The organism is Pseudomonas sp. LBUM1674 (genome assembly GCF_059695635.1).
Window position 1 is genome coordinate 6367368 of the sequence record NZ_CP166779.1, and the last position, 18834, is coordinate 6386201.

The window sequence follows — 18834 nt, forward strand, 5'->3', positions numbered from 1 at the left end:
TCAATTTCCTGATCAAACTTCAATCTGCCACAGATAAAAAAAGATACAACCACGACAGCGTAATTACGACTCACTGTCTTTCCGCAAAACCCCATAGGATCGCTACACGTAGTCGACAAACAGCATCCAGACACCAGTGTTTTATACAGTCATTATTTAAAGGATTAAACAATGGCACAACTTATCGAACCCGCCGTAGAAAGCTCAACCCGCAGTACCATTCAGGTGACAGCGATCAGCGTCTCAGCCAACATTCATGCGCCCGCCGCTGGCCGAATCGACACTGCGCCACTATTGCCACCTGTGTTAACGCCAGCGCCGGACACAACGATCCCGGGCCAATTATCCCGTCGGACACTCAAAATTCTCGACGAACATTTCGGGCCTTTGCGCTTCGGCAATTCCAACGTCACTCGCGTAGAACTCAAGGCCATGGGCGCGACAGTGCATGGCCGCGCCATCAGCTCGGCAAACGCGAACATACCGGTGCCCGATCAGGATTTTGTCGACGGATTGGGCTTCGACACAACCAAGGTCGAGGGCCGGGTAAAGTCCGCAAAAACCCCGGACAGTGCCACCGTCGCCACTCTTTTCTATGAAATCGCCATGAGTCGCTCAGCCGACGCCCAGCCCATGTTCGCTACCACCGACTTGCTTGTGCCCGGCAGCTCGATGGATCGCCTCAACAAGCTTGGGAATGCGGCGCAAAAAATCGACATTCATCACGTCGACTCCCTTAACAATCATCCCGCCTGGGTCAACAAGAGCAAAAGCTACCTGCAGGGCGGTACGGGCGTGGGCTTGCAAGCCTACGGAATTTACAGCGGCTTCATGGGGGCCATGGAAGCCCTCAAGACCGGCGACGTGGGCGAAGCCGCGTTCAACGGCGGATCGATTGCGAGTGAAGTCGGTTCATTGATCGTCGAACGAGGCCTGACCAAAGGCGGCGAAGCGATGATCAGGAACGGGTCGATCGTATTCAGCCGGTTTTCCGCCACATCGGTAGGTGCCGTATTCAGCCGGGGGGCCGGGTTATTTGCCAGCGCGATCACCCTGCCGTTCGACGTTATCAGTGCCGTCAAATCCTTTAATGCCGCAGCCGCTTCCCAAGGCAAGGAGGCCCAGGACCATTACGTCAGTGGTGGCTTGAGCGTGGCTGGCGCGAGTGTCAGCCTGGTCTTGGGCGTGGCGGCACTGGCCGGATTCGGTAGCACCGCCGGTCCCATTGGTCTCGCCGCCGCGGCCGTGCTCATTGCTGGAGCGGAAATTTACCGGGCGGCCCGGGTCGTGGACGACATCGATGACTACATTGATTTGACCACGCACGAACGTTTGCGCTCAGGCTGGTTCGCCTTCACCCGGCAGGAGCTGGATCAGGACGTCATGGATCACTACAAGATCGCCAAAGCCCGTAGCGACCACGGCAAACAGCTGGAAATATCCGCAAAGGACTTGCTTCAAAACGAGCATTACAAACACTACCTGGAATACGTCGTAAACGGCAGTTTCAACGTCGAGTTGAAGCCCGTGAAAATCTGGCGCCATCAATGGAACGAGGAGGCCGGGGAGCCGCCGTTCAAGCTCAATAACGAACCGGTCATCGTTGGTAGCGATGACATCATCGACGCTCGGGACGGGTTGCCGCAAAACCTCAAGGGCAACGTCAAAGGTAGCCCCGGCGAAAACAAAGGCGTGTTATGGCGACTCGGCGATGGCAACGACCAGGTCTTCGGCGTCAAGGACCAGCCCAATCTCTTCAGCTATCGGGAGGGCGCCAAGGCACTGACCGGCGGTGACAAGGATGACGGGTTTTACTTCGAAACAACCGAAGCGCAACTGAATCGGTCAGCGAGACCTGCACGAATCACTGTTCTTGACGGGGGAGAGGGTTCCGACACGCTGGCCTTCGAAGGCACCCGCCCCGCCCCGGATACCCGCAACACCCGCGAGGATGTTGATACCCGCCACATCGGCTATGACGTCAATCTGCAGACCGGAACGGTTGCCTTGCGCAGTCACGATCCGGCGATAGACGAGGTCATGGTCGCGCAAATCAACTCCATCGAAAACGTCTCGACATTGCGCGGCGGAACCAATCAGGTCACCGGGAGCGACAAGGCAGAACGAATCTCGGCCAACGGTAACGACCATGTCATTGCCGCAGCAGGTGACGACACAATCGCCATCCGCGGGGCGGACTGCCGGGTTGATGGCGGCCCTGGAAAGGATCGCTATTACATCGCCGACACATCGGCTCGAGTGACGATTGTCGAAGACGGCGAACAATCGAGCCTCATCGAATTCGGCTGGCCAATGGAGAGCATTCAACGCTGGCAGATCGTTGATACCTCGCTGGTCGTCAGCTCGTTACGTGGCAAGGATGGCGAACTCCCTGAACACCTGTTGACCATCGAGAATGTTTACAAGCGTGTCGACGGTCAGCGTCAGGTGAAAAATAGCCAGTTGCTGTTTAAAACCCAGGACGGTTACGAGATGGCGCCCATCTTGCCTGTTCACCTGACTGATTCATCCATTCACGACGTCGAATGCATAGTGACCATCATCGGTCAGCCCATGCCTGCTCCGCACATTATCAACAGCGGAACCGTAGTGATCGCAGAGCAGAAATCGAATCACTACTATGTTTCACGGGCGGGCCTCAGGGTCGATTTCATTGCGTATGCCGATACGCCTACAACCCCCAGCACCATTTATCTGGATTATAAATATGAAGAAATACATGCAATCAGGGCCAGCTACCAGGTAAAGGTAACCGAAGGTGTTTCGGGTTACACACTCCTCAGTTATAGCCGCTTCAATATATGGATTCAACTTCCATCAAAAATCGTTAATCTCACGGGTGTCATTAGAGAAAAGCCACAGAAAAAACCCGCAAGCACCATTTATTCAAGTATCAAGTCAGCCGTCATAGAGTGCGTACAAGACATTGTACTGGTCATGCAGGACGGCGAATCCTATCGATTGATGCCGCCCGATATCCCCTATCAGGAGGATGCTGCTGCTCCGGGCTATAAATCCCGTCTCGCCACGATGTGCCTGAAGCGTCGATACGGCAATTACAGTTTTATCCGACCACAACGGATAAAACCTTTCTTGCTCGCAGCTACCCCTAAGAAGATTGACTTTCCATCAGCTTCCCATGCCGGTATCTATGTGCTGCAAGGCCAAGCCTCGTCCTACGATGTTTATCCTACCAGCAACACAACTTTTAGCCTGTCGACACCAGGCGCCGCTGAACAAACCTCCAATGCATCGACCTGGACCATCTACAGCACAGAATTGACAGAAGCCGTAACACGCAACGAAATACGGCTGACGTCCGAAGAACTGCAAGTCGGTAGCGCAGTGCTCCAGTTACCGAGTGTGGATCATGCAGGGCCGGTGGAATCCATCAGCGTGGCAACTTCATCCGGAAATATTTATTCAGTTGAACTGTTATTTGAAGTGCTGCAACTTTACGTGATCAACGCACAAGGCTACGCAAGTGTCGATGCCTTGTTGACTGATATTCGTGCTCACCAGGCACGAAACGAACTGGCCGTAAAAGTGAACGTTAACAATATTGGCTTCACACCACGAATTGACGGCCAGGTGTATTACAACTCGACGAACGATTACTGGGGTATCGATACGGATCTGAATTTTCGCATCAAACCCGAGGATCTGATCATAGAACCGATCCAGTACGCTTGATCCCTGATTAACCGACCTGGCAATGCAGACCTGGCGTGACGTATATCGGCACGCCGGCGCTTGCCTCATTCAGTCGAAGGAGTGGCTGAATCATTACAAATGGAGTGTGCCCCTTACGCGCCAGAAGCAATCAAGCAAACAATTCCCCCTGCAACTCATCCAGCAGCGCCTGGATCGCATCCAGTCGCTGCTGCGGATCATCGAGCTGCAGCAGATCGATCTTGTCCAACTCGGCGAATGGCAGCAGATACGCCAACTGATTGGCCAGCGACTGTTGTCCGGTCGCTTCGTTGCCCATGTTCAGCGCTTCGACCATCGGGTGTTCCGCCAGGGCCTTGAGCAGCGCGACCAGGTCGGCGTCCTCGTCCTGGAGCGGTTGCTCGGGCTCGTCCTCCAGCCACTGGACCTCGGCGACAATCAACTGATCGCGCTGCACTTCGGTGCGCACCACGTGGAAACGCCGCCCGCCCTGCACCCGAATGCCCAGCAGGCCATTGTCCTGCTGCTTGAAATCGGTGATCAGCGCTTCGCACCCTACCAGCGCATAGCCCGCCGGAGCGATGCCCACCTCTTCGCCATCGAGAATGCACACCACGCCGAAGCCGCCGCCCTGTTTCATGCAGCGGCTGATCATGTCCAGGTAGCGCGCCTCGAAAATCTGCAAGTCGAGGATGCAGCCAGGAAACAGCACCGTGTTCAGCGGAAAAAGCGGCAAGCTCATAAATATTTCCTTACACCACCATCGACACCGCCAACGGCAGGAACACCGCCGTGGCCACGCCCATCAGACTCATCGCCAGCGCCGCGAAGGCGCCGCACTCTTCACTTTCCTGCATCGCCACCGCCGTGCCGACCGCGTGGGCGGTCATGCCCAGGGCCATGCCGCGTGCCTCAGGACTGTGGACACCGAGCCGGGTCAAAAGACTCGGCCCGAAGATCGCCCCGATCACCCCGGTGATCAACACAAACACCGCCGCCAGCGCCGCGACGCCACCGATCTGTTCGGCCACCAGCATGGCAATCGGCGAGGTCACCGACTTCGGCGCCATGGTCATCAGGATCATGTGTTCGGCGCCAAACCACCAGCCCAGCAATACACCCATGCCCGTGGCAACCACACCGCCTACCACCAGCGTAGTAAATATCGGCCAGAACAACTGCCGAATCCGCCGCAGGTTGAGGTAAAGCGGCACTGCCAGCGCGACCGTCGCGGGGCCAAGCAAGATGCTGAGAATCTCGGTGCTCTTGCGGTATTCAGCGTAGGTCAGGCCGCATCCCACCAGCACACCGATCACCAGCAGCATGGAAACCAGCACCGGTTGCAGAAAGATCCAGCGGGTTTTCTCAAACGCCGCCAGCACCAGTTGATAGGCGCCCAAGGTCACGCCAATGCCGAACAACGGATGATGAATCACCGATGCCCAGGCCCCGTGCCAGTCGAAGATCATTGGCCGTCCTCGTGAGGAGCGTGACGCTTGATCATGCGCTGCATCAAGACACCGGCAAACGCCAGGGACAGCACCAGCGACAACACCAGCGCGCCGACGATGGCCCAGAAATCCGCCGCGATATCGGCAGCGTAAACCATCACGCCCACCGCCGGCGGCACCAGCAGCAACGGCAGGTAGCGCAGCAGACTGCTGGCCGCCTGGTTCAGCGGCTCACCCACCTGGCCACGGCTGATCAGGAACACCAGCAACAGCAGCAGGCCGATGATCGGCCCCGGTAGCACCGGCAAAAACAAATGGTTGATGGCGGTGCCGAGCAATTGGAACAGCACCAGCCAGGTCAGGCCACGTAACAACATCCTTCTTCTCCCGCAAAACCCGTCACCCGCAGTGGCGGGTCGACCATTATAAGCATGCCGACGCTATGGATCGGCATTCGCAAACAGCATGGACAGTTGACCGGAGCCATTTGCCATGTTGATCTAAAGCGGTAATCCGGGAGGTCAAATCCCCCCACCTCAAAACTATAAAACCGATGAACCCAAGGAGAGTCTCAATGCCCTATGTTCCCGTTGCAGAGCTCAAAGATTATGTCGGCAAGGAACTCGGACGTTCCGAATGGCTCACCATCGATCAGGCGCGCATCAACCTGTTCGCCGAAGCCACTGGGGACTATCAGTTCATCCATGTCGACCCGGTCAAAGCCGCGCAAACGCCATTTGGCAGCACCATTGCACACGGTTTCCTGTCGCTGTCGTTGATCCCCAAACTGATGGAAGACATCCTTGTCATGCCTGAAGGCTTGAAGATGGTGGTCAATTACGGCCTCGACAGCGTGCGTTTCATTCAACCGGTCAAGGTCGACTCGAAAGTGCGACTCAAGGTCGATCTGACCGAAGTCACCGAGAAAAAACCCGGTCAATGGCTGCTCAAGGCCACCGCCACCCTGGAAATCGAAGGCTCGGAAAAACCGGCGTATATCGCTGAACCCTTGTCCCTCTGCTTCGTGTAAACCCTCCCGGAGGCGAAGCAGCTCACGCTGTTTCGCGCCCTCTCCTTTTTCCTGGCTATTTAAGAACACAGAGCTGCGGCATACTCGGTCGCCTAATTGCCCGGATCCCGCTATGCGCTCATTAGCACTCCTTGCCTTGACCCTGTTGCTCACCGCTTGCGGCGATGGTGAATCACTGTTGCCTCCCGACGCCCGCCTGCCGGACGGCGGTCGCTATCGCGGCGATCTGGTCAATGGCTTGCTGCAAGGCCAGGGCCGCGTCGATTATCCGAACGGCAGCTGGTATGCCGGCGGGTTCGACCAGGGCCAATGGCATGGCCAGGGCGAATGGCACGGCAGTAACGGCGAAGTCTATCGCGGGTCCTTCAATCAAGGGCTGTTCGACGGCAAGGGGCAACTGAGCACCAGCGGCAGCAGCTATTCCGGCGGTTTCAAAGCCGGGCGCCGAGACGGTGAAGGCACCCTCAAAGAAAACGGCATGACCTATCGCGGGGAATTCAAAGCCGATCAATACTCGGGGCTCGGGCGTCTCGAGCTCGAAGACGGCAGCTCGTATCAGGGCCAGTTCGCCCTCGGCAAACCCAACGGCGAAGGCCAGCGTGGCGACGCCAGCGGCAATCAGTTCACCGGGCATTTCGTCGACGGTCAGCTGGAGGGCAACGGGACATTCAACAGTGCCGATGGCGACATGTACGTCGGCGGTTTCAAGAACAATCAACTGCACGGCAAGGGCCGCTACGAGAACGCCGACGGCGATGTCTGGCTCGGCCTGTTCAAGGAAGGCTCGCTCAACGGCAAGGGCGAGATGATCGGCGCCGACGGCAGCCACTATATCGGCCAGTTCAACGACTGGCGCTTTACCGGCCAAGGCCGATTGAACCTGCCCGATGGCAGCTTCTATATCGGCCAGTTCGACGTCGACAATTACAACGGTCACGGCACGCTGGTGCTGACCGATGGCACGGTGCAGAGCGGTACCTGGATCAACGGCCAGCGCGTGCGCGATGCCGACGGCAAGTTACTGCCCGACCCGCTCGAGCTCGGCTTGCTGGCCCAGGGCCGCCTGCTCGACGACGCGCTGGCCAACATACCGGCCTCGACCCCGACGATCGAGCTGTACACCCTGACCCTCGGTGGTGACGGCAAGCAAAGCGTGTTCCTGCGCGAGTCCGATTACGTCAGCAACATGCTCACCAGCCGTTTCGGCGCCTTTGGCCAGATCCGCCTGGTCAACCATCGCGACCACCTTGCCGACCGGCCGATGGCCACCCGGGAAAACCTGCGCCGCGCCGCCCTGACGCTGGCCGAGCGCAGCGGCCCGGAAGATTTGATTTTCCTTTACCTGACCAGCCACGGCACCAGCGAACATGAACTGGTGCTCGACCAGCCGCGCATGGAACTGTCCGATCTGCCGGCCGACGAACTCGCTGCCGTCCTGGCACCGCTGAAAAATCGCGACAAGATCATCGTGATTTCGTCCTGCTACTCCGGCGGCTTCATCCCGGCCCTGAAAGACGAACGCACCCTGGTCATGACGGCCTCGCGGGCCGACCGTGTGTCCTTCGGCTGCTCCGAACAAGCCAACTTCACTTACTTTGGCGATGCCTTGTTCGCTCAGGCGCTGAACCAGACCGACGACCTCGAACACGCCTTCAAGCTGGCCAGCGCCACCGTGGCCGAGCGCGAGCTGGCAGACAGCTTCGAAGCCTCCGAGCCGCAGATCTGGGCGCCAAAAACCGTGCTCTCCCACTGGCAACTGCTACGCAAACAGCAAGCACGAAAGGCACTGCAAAGTGCCTCTATCCGCAGCAAGGATGCAAAGAGCAACTAAGCTGAATAGTATCAAGGGGGAAACACTATGTACTTGACGCCTCAGCACGTATTGCTTGCCGGAGCTACCGGTTTGACCGGCGAACATCTTCTCGACCGTCTGCTCAATGAGCCAACGATTTCGCGAGTATTGGCGCCATCACGCCGGCCATTGGCCGAACACCCTCATCTGGAAAATCCGGTCGGCGACCCCGCGGAGTTTCTGCCGCAATTGAATGGTCGCGTCGACATCGCCTACTGCTGCCTCGGCACCACGATCAAGCAGGCCGGCTCGGAACAGGCGTTTCGCGCGGTGGACCTGGACATGGTGGTGGCGTTCGCCAAACGTGCACGGGAGATGGGCGCACGGCATCTGATCGTGATCAGTGCCTTGGGGGCCGATCGGCGATCCTCGATTTTCTACAACCGGGTCAAAGGCGAGATGGAATACGCATTGCGCGCGCAGGACTGGCCGCAACTGACCATTTGCCGACCTTCGTTGCTGCTGGGCGAGCGCATTGAACCGCGTATGGCCGAGCAATTCGTTGGGCCCTTGTCCCGCTTGATCCCCGGCAAATATCGCGGCATCGAAGCCTGTCAACTGGCTCGCGCCATGTGGCGGCTGGCGCTGGAAGAGCAGGATGGGTTGCGGATTGTCGAGTCGGATGAGCTGCGCAAGTTAGGCAAGTAGTCCTGTGGCGTCTGAAATGACGCCTTCGTCGGAATGCCGCCCAGAGCAGGCTCGCGAAGGGCGCGACACCCATGTAAAGCCGAACGCTACAACCCGCCAGTCGCCTGGAAACTGACCCCGATTACCGTCAGCACGGACAACGGCAACAACAATGTGTCGAGCAAGGCGCTGGCCGGCAGGTCGACGCCTGGGTAGGCCGGTGCTTCGGCGCCGAAGCGGTCCATGGCACAGCAACCGCCATTCATGGCATACAAATCCAGTCGAGTCCCCGAGTACACCACCGGCGCCCCCGGCTTGGCGGCATCGAGCGTGCGCGCGGTGGCGCAACCCGTCAGTTGCAACGCCAGCACAATCGCCAGCAGCTTATTCATCGCTGGTCAGATGGTGTTCGCCCCAACGCGGCAGCATGTCCTGGGGAATGTTCAGCAGGTTGAGAATCCGCGCCACCACGAAGTCGATCAGGTCATCAATCGTTTGCGGCTGATGATAGAAACCCGGCGAAGCCGGCAAAATTGTCACACCCATGTTCGACAACTTGAGCATGTGCTCCAGATGGATGCTCGAATACGGCGCCTCGCGCGGCACCAGAATCAACTGGCGACGCTCCTTCAAAGTGACGTCGGCGGCACGCTCGATCAGGTTATTGCAGGCCCCCGTCGCAATGGCCGACAAGGTTCCGGTGGAACACGGCACCACCACCATCGCTGCGGGTGAGCCGGAGCCCGAGGCCACCGGCGACATCCAGTCTTCCTTGCCGTACACGCGGATCTGCCCCGCGGCAGCGCCGGTGTATTCGGTGAGGAAGGCCTGCATCATCTGGGTTTTCGGCGGCAGCGTAACGTCAGTCTCGGTGGCCATCACCAGTTGCGCCGCCTTGGAGATCAGGAAGTGTACCTCGCGGTCTTCTCGTATCAGGCAGTCCAGCAGGCGCAAACCGTACTGGGCGCCGGAAGCGCCGGTCATCGCCAGCGTGATGCGTTCCGGACCGTTGTTCATTGCAGCGCCTCGGCGAGTTTGCCGTGCAGGCCGCCGAAGCCGCCGTTGCTCATGATCACCACGTGGGTGCCGGGTTGGGCCTGGCTCTTCACGCGCTCGATGATGCCTTCCAGTGAATCGCTGACGATCGACGGCACGGTGCACAACGCGGCGGTTGCGCCCAGGTCCCAGCCAAGGTTGGCGGGCGCGTACCAGATCACCTGGTCGGCATCGACCACGCTTTCCGGCAAGCCATCACGGTGAGCGCCGAGCTTCATCGAGTTGGAGCGTGGCTCGATGATCGCAATCAACGGCGCATCGCCGATGCGCTTGCGCAGGCCGTCGAGGGTGGTGGCGATGGCGGTCGGGTGATGAGCGAAGTCGTCGTAGATAGTGATGCCTGCGACTTGCGCGACGATCTCCATTCGGCGTTTCACGCTTTTGAAGGCACTCAGCGCGGCGATGCCCATGGACGGCACGACACCGACGTGACGCGCCGCAGCCAAAGTAGCCAGGGCATTGGCAACGTTGTGCTGGCCGGTCATGTCCCACTCGACCACGCCTTGTGCGACGCCTTCGAACATCACTTCGAATGCCGAACCGTCTTCGCTCAGCAACTTGACCTGCCACTGACCGCCTGCACCGGTGGTTTGTACCGGAGTCCAGCAGCCCATTTCAATAACGCGCTGCAAGGCAGGCTCGGTGGTTGGATGAATCACCAGGCCTTCGCTCGGGATGGTCCGCACCAGGTGGTGGAACTGCCGCTCGATAGCAGGCAGATCGGGGAAGATATCGGCGTGATCGTACTCCAGGTTGTTCAGGATCGCTGTGCGCGGGCGGTAATGCACGAACTTGGAGCGTTTATCGAAGAAGGCGCTGTCGTATTCGTCAGCTTCGATGACAAAAAACGGTGTGTCACCCAAGCGCGCCGACACCGAGAAGTTCTGCGGCACGCCGCCGATCAGGAAACCCGGGCTCATGCCCGCATGTTCCAGCACCCAGGCAAGCATGCTGCTGGTAGTGGTCTTGCCGTGAGTACCGGCAACGGCCAGCACCCAGCGACCTTGCAGTACGTGATCCGCCAGCCATTGCGGGCCGGAGACGTAAGGCAGGCCTTTGTTCAGCACGTATTCGACGGCCGGGTTGCCGCGGGACATGGCGTTGCCGACCACCACCAGATCCGGTGCCGGATCGAGCTGCGCCGGGTCGTAGCCCTGGGTCAACTCAATGCCCTGCGCCTCAAGCTGAGTGCTCATCGGCGGATAGACGTTGGCATCGGAGCCCGTCACGTGGTGGCCCAGCTCTTTGGCCAGCACCGCCATCGAACCCATGAAAGTACCGCAGATACCAAGAATATGAATATGCATAGTCGACCTCGTAAAACATGGCCGCAGGTTAGCCCAGGGAGGGGAAATTCGCACTCTTTAGCTGAGATTCACCGCGACCCCTGTGGCGAGGGGGCTTGCCCCCGTTGGGCTGCGCAGCAGCCCCAAAACCCATGCAACTTCGGTGTGTCAGACACATCGCGAGTTAATGTTGTACGACTGCTGCGCAGCCCAACGGGTGTAAGCCCCCTCCCCACAAAAGCGGGTTACCGGGCTATGCCGTGTTTACGCAGCTTTCTATAGAGGGTATTGCGGCTAACCCCCAACTGTTCGGCCGTGTGGGTCATATGCCACCGTGTCTGCTCCAGCGCATTGAGCAGCGCCAGCCGCTCGGCATCCTCCAGCGGATGCTCGGACGGCGCTTCAACGGCCACGACCTGCGCCGGCCGGGCTTGTCGAATCATCGCGGGCAAATCCTCCCACCCAATCCGCCCGCCATCGCACAACGCCGCCAACGTACGCAGTACATTGCGCAACTGCCGTACATTCCCCGGCCATGCAAAACCCAGCAACGCCTGCCGTGCCGGCGCGTCGATGATCACCGTTTCGCCGCCAGCCTCCTCGGCCAGCAAAAAATCGAGCAGCTGGGATTTGTCACTGCGCTCGCGCAGCGCCGGCAGCGCAACTTCCAGACCATTGAGCCGGTAATACAAATCCTCGCGGAAACTGCCGTCCTGCACCCGTTCCAACAGATTGCGGTGGGTGGCACTGATGATTCGTACATTGACCGACTCCGGCTCGCCGCCAATCGGTACCACCTGACGATCTTCCAGCACCCTTAACAGCCGGGTCTGCAAGGCCAGCGGCATGTCGCCGATTTCATCGAGAAACAAGGTGCCGCCATCGGCCTGCTGCAACTTGCCGCGCATGCCTTCCTTGCGCGCCCCGGTGAAACTGCCCCCGCGATAGCCAAACAGCTCGCTCTCGATCAGGCTTTCCGGAATGGCCGCGCAATTGAGCGCGACGAAGGCTTTTTCGGCCCGTTGACTGGCGAGGTGCACGGCCTTGGCGAAGGCTTCCTTGCCGGAACCGGTTTCGCCGTTGATCAGCAAGGGTACGTCACGCTCGAAGACTCGCAGGGACTTGCGGAAATCGTCCTGCAGCGCCGTGTCGCCCAGACAGATCCCGGACAGCCGGGGACGCTCGGCAACCCTCGGACTGCGCACCAGCGGCACCGGAATGCTACGTGGTTGCCCTCGCAACAATGCAAACAGGCTCCGCCCGTCACGGGTGCGCAGCGGCCAACTGGCGCTGGCATTGACGCTCGCACGGCCGAGCAGTTCATCCAGCGAGCAATCGAAAAACGCCTCGACCGGTTTGCCCAGCAATCCACCGCGGATATGTCCCAACAGATTCAGCGCGCTCTGGTTGACTGCGCTGATTCGCCCTTCCCCGTCGAACGCCAGCAGTCCTTCGCTGAACAAGCCGACGGATTCGGCCTGAAGATGAAAACGCAGCAACCATTGATTGTCGAAATACCGCAGGAAATAGCAGCTCTCGATCATCTTCGCCGAAAGGTTGACCAGGGCCATGGTGTGGAACTGGCTCTGCCGCGAGACCTCGTGGCGCGCCGAGGACACGTCGAGCACCGCCAGCAGTTCACCATGAGGATCGAATACCGGGCTTGCCGAGCAGGTCAGGCCTGTATGGCGACCGCGAAAGTGTTCGTCCTGGTGGATGGTCAGGGACTGACGCTCCACCAGGCAAGTGCCGATACCATTGGTGCCTTCACAGGCTTCGCTCCAGTCGGCGCCAAGCCAAAGCCCGGCGCGTTCGAAAATTTTCCGCTCGGCCGGCGCGGTGACGCAGTTGAGAATGACCCCGCGGGCATCGGTGAGCAGCACCGCGTGGCCGGCGCCCGAGAGCTGCTGATGAAGGCTGGACATTTCGTTGCCGGCAATGTGCAACACCTGCTGCAAGCGTTCGCGACTTTCCAGGAGCCGCCCATGCTCCAGCACCGTCGGGGCCATGGTCAGGGCCGGGTCGAGGTGGTAGTCCTCAAGACAGCGCAGCCAGGAGCGGGCAATGGATGGATCGCTGCCGGGACCCTGCAGGTGTGATTTTCCCTGAGTGACGGTCAACACCTGCTGGGCATGGCGACTCAAATGGTTGTCGTGCATTTCTTGTTGTTCTCCCCGAGCGGTTTACACCCCTGTACCGAGCATCCTCCAGCCGAGCTTGCATTGCAATGCTGGCCAGACCGCCCGGTCACAAGCTGTGCCATAAACGGTACAAAGTGTCACAGCGGCTGTACCGAAAGCGTCACAGGCTGCGCCCGCCTGTCCGACAAAAATCACGCAAGACCTTGATTTACCTGAGCTGCAGCGCAGTGGCCCGACCTTTGCTCTACGCTTATAACAAGCGCACATGCGCGCTCCCTTATAAGTACAAAAGCCAAGGAGAAATCACCATGCGTTACGCTCACCCCGGTACTGAAGGCGCTATCGTTTCGTTCAAGAGCAAATATGGTAACTACATCGGCGGCGAGTTCGTCGCGCCTGTCAAAGGTCAGTACTTCACCAATACCTCGCCAGTAAATGGCCAACCGATTGCCGAATTCCCGCGTTCCACGGCTGAAGACATCGACAAGGCCCTGGACGCTGCCCACGCGGCCGCCGATGCCTGGGGCGCCACGTCCGCCCAGGCGCGCTCGCTGGTGCTGCTGAAAATCGCCGACCGCATCGAACAGAACCTGGAAGTCCTGGCGATCACCGAGTCCTGGGACAACGGCAAAGCCGTGCGCGAAACCCTCAACGCCGACATCCCGCTGGCTGCCGACCATTTCCGCTACTTCGCCGGCTGCATCCGTGCCCAGGAAGGCAGCGCTGCCGAGATCGACGGCAACACCGTGGCCTATCACATCCATGAACCGTTAGGCGTGGTCGGGCAGATCATCCCGTGGAACTTCCCGATCCTGATGGCCGCCTGGAAACTCGCCCCGGCCCTGGCCGCCGGCAACTGCGTGGTCCTCAAGCCTGCCGAGCAAACACCACTGGGCATTACCGTGCTGATGGAACTGATCGGTGACCTGCTACCGCCCGGCGTGTTGAACGTGGTGCAAGGCTTCGGCAAAGAAGCCGGTGAGGCCCTGGCCACCAGCAAGCGCATCGCCAAGATCGCCTTCACCGGCTCGACCCCGGTCGGCTCGCACATCATGAAATGCGCTGCCGAAAACATCATTCCGTCCACGGTGGAGCTGGGTGGCAAGTCGCCGAACATCTTCTTCGAAGACATCATGCAAGCCGAGCCGTCTTTCATCGAGAAGGCCGCCGAAGGTCTGGTGCTGGCGTTCTTCAACCAGGGTGAAGTCTGCACCTGCCCGTCCCGTGCCCTGGTGCAAGAGTCGATCTACGACGAGTTCATGAAAGTGGTCATGAACAAAGTCCTGCAAATCAAACGCGGCGACCCGCTGGACACCGACACCATGGTCGGCGCCCAGGCGTCCGAGCAGCAATTCGACAAGATCCTCTCGTACCTGGAAATCGCCAAGGGCGAAGGCGCCGAGCTGCTGACGGGCGGCAAGGTGGAAAAACTCGAGGGCAACCTGGCGACTGGATATTACATTCAGCCGACCCTGCTCAAGGGCACTAACAAAATGCGTGTGTTCCAGGAAGAAATCTTTGGCCCGGTGGTGAGCATCACCACCTTCAAGGACGAAGCCGAAGCCCTGGCCATCGCCAACGACACCGAGTTCGGCCTGGGTGCCGGCCTCTGGACCCGCGACATCAACCGCGCCTACCGCATGGGCCGTGCCATCAAGGCCGGTCGTGTGTGGACCAACTGCTATCACCTGTACCCGGCGCATGCCGCGTTCGGTGGTTACAAAAAGTCCGGCGTCGGCCGTGAAACCCACAAGATGATGCTCGATCACTATCAGCAGACCAAAAACCTGCTGGTGAGCTACGACATCAACCCACTGGGCTTCTTCTAACCCGGTCGGATACAGCAAAACCCTGTAGGAGCGAGCTTGCTCGCTCCTACAAAGGCCTTCGCGCCAACCCGGCCACCACGCCGGTCAAAAGAATAAGAACAGGTGAATCCCTATGCCTAGCGATCAAGCCAGCGTGCAGCCGGCTTCCTCCTCTGTGGACTTTGAAAAAGTCGGCTCCGACTATTTCCAGCAACGCGAACTGAAAAAAGGTGCGGCAGGCTGGGTCCTGCTGGTCGGCCTCGGTGTGGCCTACGTCATCTCCGGCGATTACGCGGGGTGGAACTTCGGCCTGGCCCAGGGTGGCTGGGGCGGCATGTTTCTCGCCACGTTGCTGATGGCGACCATGTACCTGTGCATGTGCTTTTCCCTGGCGGAACTGTCCTCCATGATCCCGACCGCAGGCGGTGGCTACGGTTTTGCCCGCAGTGCGTTCGGCCCTTGGGGCGGGTTCCTGACCGGAACCGCGATCCTGATCGAATACGCCATCGCACCCGCGGCGATCGCGGTGTTTATCGGCGCCTATTGCGAGTCGCTGTTCGGCATCGGCGGCTGGATGATTTACCTGGCGTTCTACATCATCTTTATTGCCATCCATATTTTCGGCGTCGGTGAAGCCCTGAAACTGATGTTCGGCATCACCGCCGTCGCCGCCCTGGCGCTGGGCGTATTTCTGGTGAGCATGGTGCCGCACTTCAGCGTCGCCAACCTGCTCGACATTCCCGTCACCGAGGCCAAGGGCGCCAGCAGCTTCCTGCCCTTCGGCTACGTCGGCGTCTGGGCTGCCATTCCCTATGCCATCTGGTTTTTCCTGGCGGTCGAAGGTGTGCCGCTGGCCGCGGAAGAAACCAAAAACCCGAAACGCGACCTGCCCCGCGGGCTGATTGGCGCCATGCTGGTGCTGGTGAGCTTTGCCCTGCTGATTCTGGTGATCGGCCCCGGAGGTGCAGGTGCCCATGCCCTGGTGACCTCGGGCAACCCGTTGGTCGAAGCATTGAGCAAAGCCTATGGCGGCTCGACCTGGATGGGCCACTTCGTCAATCTGGTAGGCCTGGCCGGGCTGATCGCCAGTTTCTTCTCGATCATCTACGCCTACTCGCGGCAGATTTTCGCGCTGTCCCGCGCCGGCTACCTGCCGCGCAAACTGTCGGAAACCAACAAGAGCAAGGCCCCCGTACTGGCGTTGATCATTCCTGGCATCATCGGGTTCGGGTTGTCACTGACCGGTCAGGGAGACTTGCTGATCCTGGTGGCAGTATTCGGTGCGACCATTTCCTACGTCTTGATGATGGCGGCGCACATCACGCTGCGCATTCGGCGCCCCAAAATGGATCGGCCATACCGCACGCCGGGCGGTATCTTCACCTCGGGTGTCGCGCTGGTGCTGGCTTGCATCGCCGTGGTCGCGGGTTTTCTGGTGGATCCGCGCGTGGTGATTGGCGCTGCGATCATCTATGGAGTGTTAATTGCTTACTTTGCCTTCTACAGTCGGCATCACCTGGTAGCAGGCACGCCCGAAGAAGAATTCGCGGCCATTCAGAAGGCCGAAAAAGCCTTGCACTAAACGGCCGCACATTACGGCGCAGCCCCCATCTGCGCCGTCACGGAGAATCTTCATGGCTAGTTTTGCTCACACTGTCGGTGCCCACACCTACCGTTTCGACAGCCTCAAAGAGGTCATGGCCAAGGCCAGTCCGGCGCGTTCCGGGGACTTTCTGGCGGGTGTCGCTGCCCTTAACGATGGCGAGCGGGTGGCCGCGCAGATGGCGCTGGCGAACATCCCGCTCGCCCACTTCCTGCAGGAAGTACTGATTCCCTACGAGTCCGATGAAGTCACCCGGCTGATCATCGACACTCACGATAAACAGGCTTTTGCGGCGGTCAGCCACCTCACTGTCGGCGGCTTTCGCGACTGGCTGCTCGGCGATGCCGCCGACGAACACAGCCTGCGCGCCCTCGCCCCGGGCCTGACCCCGGAAATGGTCGCCGCCGTGTCGAAGATCATGCGCGTGCAGGATCTGGTACTGGTGGCGCAGAAAATCCGCGTGGTCACCCAATTCCGCGGCACGCTGGGCCTGCGCGGCCGGTTATCCACACGCCTGCAACCGAACCACCCCACCGACGAACCCGCCGGCATCGCCGCGAGCATTCTCGACGGCCTGCTGTACGGCAATGGCGATGCGATGATCGGTATCAACCCGGCCACCGACAGCATCAACTCCATCTGTGCCATGCTGGAAATGCTCGATGCCATCATCCAACGCTACGAGATTCCCACTCAAGCCTGCGTACTGACCCACGTCACCACCTCGATTGAAGCCATCAATCGCGGTGTTCCGCTGGACCTGGTGTTCCAGTCAATCGCCGGCACCGAAGCGGCCAACGCCAGCTTCGGCATCAACCTCAACGTATTGCAGGAAGGCTACGACGCCGGTCTGAGCCTGAATCGCGGCACCCTGGGCCAGAACCTGATGTATTTCGAGACCGGTCAGGGCAGTGCCCTGTCGGCCAATGCCCACCACGGCATCGATCAGCAGACCTGTGAGACTCGTGCCTACGCCGTGGCGCGACATTTCAACCCTTTCCTGGTGAACACAGTCGTCGGCTTCATCGGCCCGGAATACCTCTACAACGGTAAACAAATCATCCGCGCCGGCCTCGAAGACCACTTCTGCGGCAAGCTTCTGGGCGTACCCATGGGCTGCGACATCTGCTACACCAACCACGCCGAAGCCGATCAGGATGACATGGACACCTTGCTGACCCTGTTGGGTGTGGCCGGGATCAACTTCATCATGGGCATCCCCGGTTCCGACGACATCATGCTCAACTACCAGACCACTTCGTTCCACGACGCACTCTATGCTCGTCAGACCCTGGGGCTGAAACCGGCGCCGGAGTTCGAAAAATGGCTGGCAAACATGGGTATCTTCACTCAGGCGGACGGCAAAATTCACTTCGGCGACAGCCTGCCGCCGGCCTTCCGTCAGGCCATGGCGCAACTGGGATGAGCGTTGTAATGGATAAACCACCTGTTGATCAGCAAAACCCGTTACTGGGGCTGCGCCGCCTGACGCCCGCGCGGATTGCCTTGGGCCGCACCGGCACCAGCATACCAACCCAGGCGCAGCTGGATTTCCAATACGCTCACGCTCAGGCCCGGGATGCGGTGCACTTGCCGTTCGACCATGCCGCGCTCGGTTCGCAACTGGCGGCGCGTGGACGTGAAAGCCTGTTGCTGCACAGCGCGGCAACGGACCGTAACAGTTACTTGCAGCGCCCCGATCTGGGGCGAAAATTGAGTGATGCGTCAGCACAGACCCTGCGCGATCTCGCAGCGGCCAATCCCGGCGGCGTTGATCTGGCCATCGTCGTCGCCGACGGCTTGTCGGCCCTGGCCGTTCATCGCCACACCGTTCCATTTCTGACCCGGATGGAAGAACAGATCGAGGCAGAAGGCTGGTCTGTGTCACCTGTGGTCCTGGTTGAGCAAGGCCGGGTTGCCGTGGCCGACGAGATCGGCGAGTTGCTGGGCGCCAGGATGGTCGTCATCCTGATCGGTGAACGCCCTGGCCTCAGCTCGCCAGACAGCCTGGGACTATATTTCACCTACAATCCAAAGATCGGCCTGACGGATGCTTATCGCAATTGCATCTCCAACGTGCGACTCGAAGGCCTGAGTTACGGTATGGCGGCACATCGTTTGCTTTATTTGATGCGCGAAGCCTGCCGGCGCCAGTTGTCGGGGGTCAATCTCAAGGACGAGGCCCAGGTTCAGACGCTGGAGTCGGACGCTGGTGCAGACACGAAAGGTAATTTCCTACTCAACCCGCCCCTTGCCTGAACCGTTTCCGCATTGCGTTTCCATTCCG

At 59.7% G+C, this 18834-nt stretch carries 15 protein-coding genes; 8 read left to right on the forward strand and 7 right to left on the reverse strand.

Annotated elements, in window-relative coordinates:
* Positions 1–171 precede the first annotated feature (171 nt).
* Positions 172–3714: a calcium-binding protein gene (locus ACA067_RS29210; protein WP_497459612.1), complete on the forward strand. Its 3543-nt coding sequence runs from the start codon at positions 172–174 to the stop codon at positions 3712–3714.
* Positions 3715–3844: 130 nt separating this feature from the next.
* Here ACA067_RS29210 and ACA067_RS29215 read toward each other — a convergent pair whose 3' ends face one another.
* From ACA067_RS29215 to ACA067_RS29225, 3 genes are read right to left on the reverse strand one after another with little or no spacing between them, the layout of a single operon-like run.
* Entirely contained in the window at positions 3845–4435 is a 591-nt protein-coding gene (locus ACA067_RS29215; protein ID WP_497459613.1) for an LON peptidase substrate-binding domain-containing protein, read from the reverse strand.
* A 10-nt stretch (positions 4436–4445) separates the two neighbouring features.
* On the reverse strand, positions 4446–5162 hold the full coding sequence (locus ACA067_RS29220; RefSeq protein ID WP_497459614.1) for an LrgB family protein: 717 nt from the start codon (positions 5160–5162) through the stop codon (positions 4446–4448).
* Positions 5159–5521, reverse strand: a complete 363-nt coding sequence (locus ACA067_RS29225; protein ID WP_497459615.1) for a CidA/LrgA family protein — start codon at positions 5519–5521, stop codon at positions 5159–5161. Before ACA067_RS29225 ends, ACA067_RS29220 begins: the two co-directional genes overlap by 4 nt.
* Positions 5522–5718: 197 nt before the next feature.
* Here ACA067_RS29225 and ACA067_RS29230 point away from each other — a divergent pair, with 197 nt between their 5' ends.
* From ACA067_RS29230 to ACA067_RS29240, 3 genes are all read left to right on the forward strand, one after another.
* A complete protein-coding gene (locus ACA067_RS29230; protein WP_150767562.1) occupies positions 5719–6174 on the forward strand; it encodes a MaoC family dehydratase in 456 nt (151 codons plus the stop codon).
* Positions 6175–6286: 112 nt separating this feature from the next.
* Complete coding sequence (locus ACA067_RS29235) at positions 6287–8005, forward strand: C13 family peptidase (protein ID WP_497459616.1); 1719 nt, start codon at positions 6287–6289, stop codon at positions 8003–8005.
* Positions 8006–8032: 27 nt separating this feature from the next.
* Positions 8033–8674: an oxidoreductase gene (locus ACA067_RS29240; RefSeq protein WP_497459617.1), complete on the forward strand. Its 642-nt coding sequence runs from the start codon at positions 8033–8035 to the stop codon at positions 8672–8674.
* A gap of 86 nt (positions 8675–8760) precedes the next feature.
* On the opposite strand, the gene ACA067_RS29245 is transcribed toward ACA067_RS29240, so the two are convergent.
* From ACA067_RS29245 to ACA067_RS29260, 4 genes are all read right to left on the reverse strand, one after another.
* Positions 8761–9045, reverse strand: a complete 285-nt coding sequence (locus ACA067_RS29245; RefSeq protein WP_497459618.1) for a YceK/YidQ family lipoprotein — start codon at positions 9043–9045, stop codon at positions 8761–8763.
* Positions 9038–9670: a flavin prenyltransferase UbiX gene (gene ubiX / locus ACA067_RS29250; protein WP_497459619.1), complete on the reverse strand. Its 633-nt coding sequence runs from the start codon at positions 9668–9670 to the stop codon at positions 9038–9040. The genes ACA067_RS29245 and ubiX overlap by 8 nt, the downstream gene beginning before the upstream one ends.
* Entirely contained in the window at positions 9667–11016 is a 1350-nt protein-coding gene (gene mpl, locus ACA067_RS29255) for a UDP-N-acetylmuramate:L-alanyl-gamma-D-glutamyl-meso-diaminopimelate ligase (protein ID WP_497459620.1), read from the reverse strand. The genes ubiX and mpl overlap by 4 nt, the downstream gene beginning before the upstream one ends.
* 224 nt (positions 11017–11240) lie before the next feature.
* Entirely contained in the window at positions 11241–13154 is a 1914-nt protein-coding gene (locus tag ACA067_RS29260; RefSeq protein ID WP_497459621.1) for a sigma-54-dependent Fis family transcriptional regulator, read from the reverse strand.
* Between the two features lie 290 nt (positions 13155–13444).
* Here ACA067_RS29260 and exaC point away from each other — a divergent pair, with 290 nt between their 5' ends.
* The 4 genes from exaC (at position 13445) to eutC (ending at position 18806) form a co-directional block, all read left to right on the forward strand.
* Positions 13445–14965: an acetaldehyde dehydrogenase ExaC gene (gene exaC, locus ACA067_RS29265; RefSeq protein WP_497459622.1), complete on the forward strand. Its 1521-nt coding sequence runs from the start codon at positions 13445–13447 to the stop codon at positions 14963–14965.
* A 112-nt stretch (positions 14966–15077) separates the two neighbouring features.
* A complete protein-coding gene (gene eat, locus ACA067_RS29270; RefSeq protein ID WP_497459623.1) occupies positions 15078–16526 on the forward strand; it encodes an ethanolamine permease in 1449 nt (482 codons plus the stop codon).
* A gap of 52 nt (positions 16527–16578) precedes the next feature.
* Positions 16579–17973 (forward strand): ethanolamine ammonia-lyase subunit EutB, encoded by a 1395-nt coding sequence (locus ACA067_RS29275; RefSeq protein WP_497459624.1) that lies wholly within the window; start codon positions 16579–16581, stop codon positions 17971–17973.
* Positions 17974–17981: 8 nt separating this feature from the next.
* The gene (gene eutC, locus ACA067_RS29280) at positions 17982–18806 is read left to right on the forward strand and encodes an ethanolamine ammonia-lyase subunit EutC (RefSeq protein WP_497459625.1); all 825 of its coding nucleotides are present in this window, start codon (positions 17982–17984) and stop codon (positions 18804–18806) included.
* Positions 18807–18834: the final 28 nt, after the last annotated feature.

Excerpts from the sequence above, each read along its gene's own strand:
- ACA067_RS29210 (WP_497459612.1), top strand. The coding sequence starts at position 172 with ATGGCACAACTTATCGAACCCGCCGTAGAAAGCTCAACCCGCAGTACC.
- ACA067_RS29215 (WP_497459613.1), bottom strand. The coding sequence starts at position 4,435 with ATGAGCTTGCCGCTTTTTCCGCTGAACACGGTGCTGTTTCCTGGCTGC.
- ACA067_RS29220 (WP_497459614.1), bottom strand. The coding sequence starts at position 5,162 with ATGATCTTCGACTGGCACGGGGCCTGGGCATCGGTGATTCATCATCCG.
- ACA067_RS29225 (WP_497459615.1), bottom strand. The coding sequence starts at position 5,521 with ATGTTGTTACGTGGCCTGACCTGGCTGGTGCTGTTCCAATTGCTCGGC.
- ACA067_RS29230 (WP_150767562.1), top strand. The coding sequence starts at position 5,719 with ATGCCCTATGTTCCCGTTGCAGAGCTCAAAGATTATGTCGGCAAGGAA.
- ACA067_RS29235 (WP_497459616.1), top strand. The coding sequence starts at position 6,287 with ATGCGCTCATTAGCACTCCTTGCCTTGACCCTGTTGCTCACCGCTTGC.
- ACA067_RS29240 (WP_497459617.1), top strand. The coding sequence starts at position 8,033 with ATGTACTTGACGCCTCAGCACGTATTGCTTGCCGGAGCTACCGGTTTG.
- ACA067_RS29245 (WP_497459618.1), bottom strand. The coding sequence starts at position 9,045 with ATGAATAAGCTGCTGGCGATTGTGCTGGCGTTGCAACTGACGGGTTGC.
- ubiX (WP_497459619.1), bottom strand. The coding sequence starts at position 9,670 with ATGAACAACGGTCCGGAACGCATCACGCTGGCGATGACCGGCGCTTCC.
- mpl (WP_497459620.1), bottom strand. The coding sequence starts at position 11,016 with ATGCATATTCATATTCTTGGTATCTGCGGTACTTTCATGGGTTCGATG.
- ACA067_RS29260 (WP_497459621.1), bottom strand. The coding sequence starts at position 13,154 with ATGCACGACAACCATTTGAGTCGCCATGCCCAGCAGGTGTTGACCGTC.
- exaC (WP_497459622.1), top strand. The coding sequence starts at position 13,445 with ATGCGTTACGCTCACCCCGGTACTGAAGGCGCTATCGTTTCGTTCAAG.
- eat (WP_497459623.1), top strand. The coding sequence starts at position 15,078 with ATGCCTAGCGATCAAGCCAGCGTGCAGCCGGCTTCCTCCTCTGTGGAC.
- ACA067_RS29275 (WP_497459624.1), top strand. The coding sequence starts at position 16,579 with ATGGCTAGTTTTGCTCACACTGTCGGTGCCCACACCTACCGTTTCGAC.
- eutC (WP_497459625.1), top strand. The coding sequence starts at position 17,982 with ATGGATAAACCACCTGTTGATCAGCAAAACCCGTTACTGGGGCTGCGC.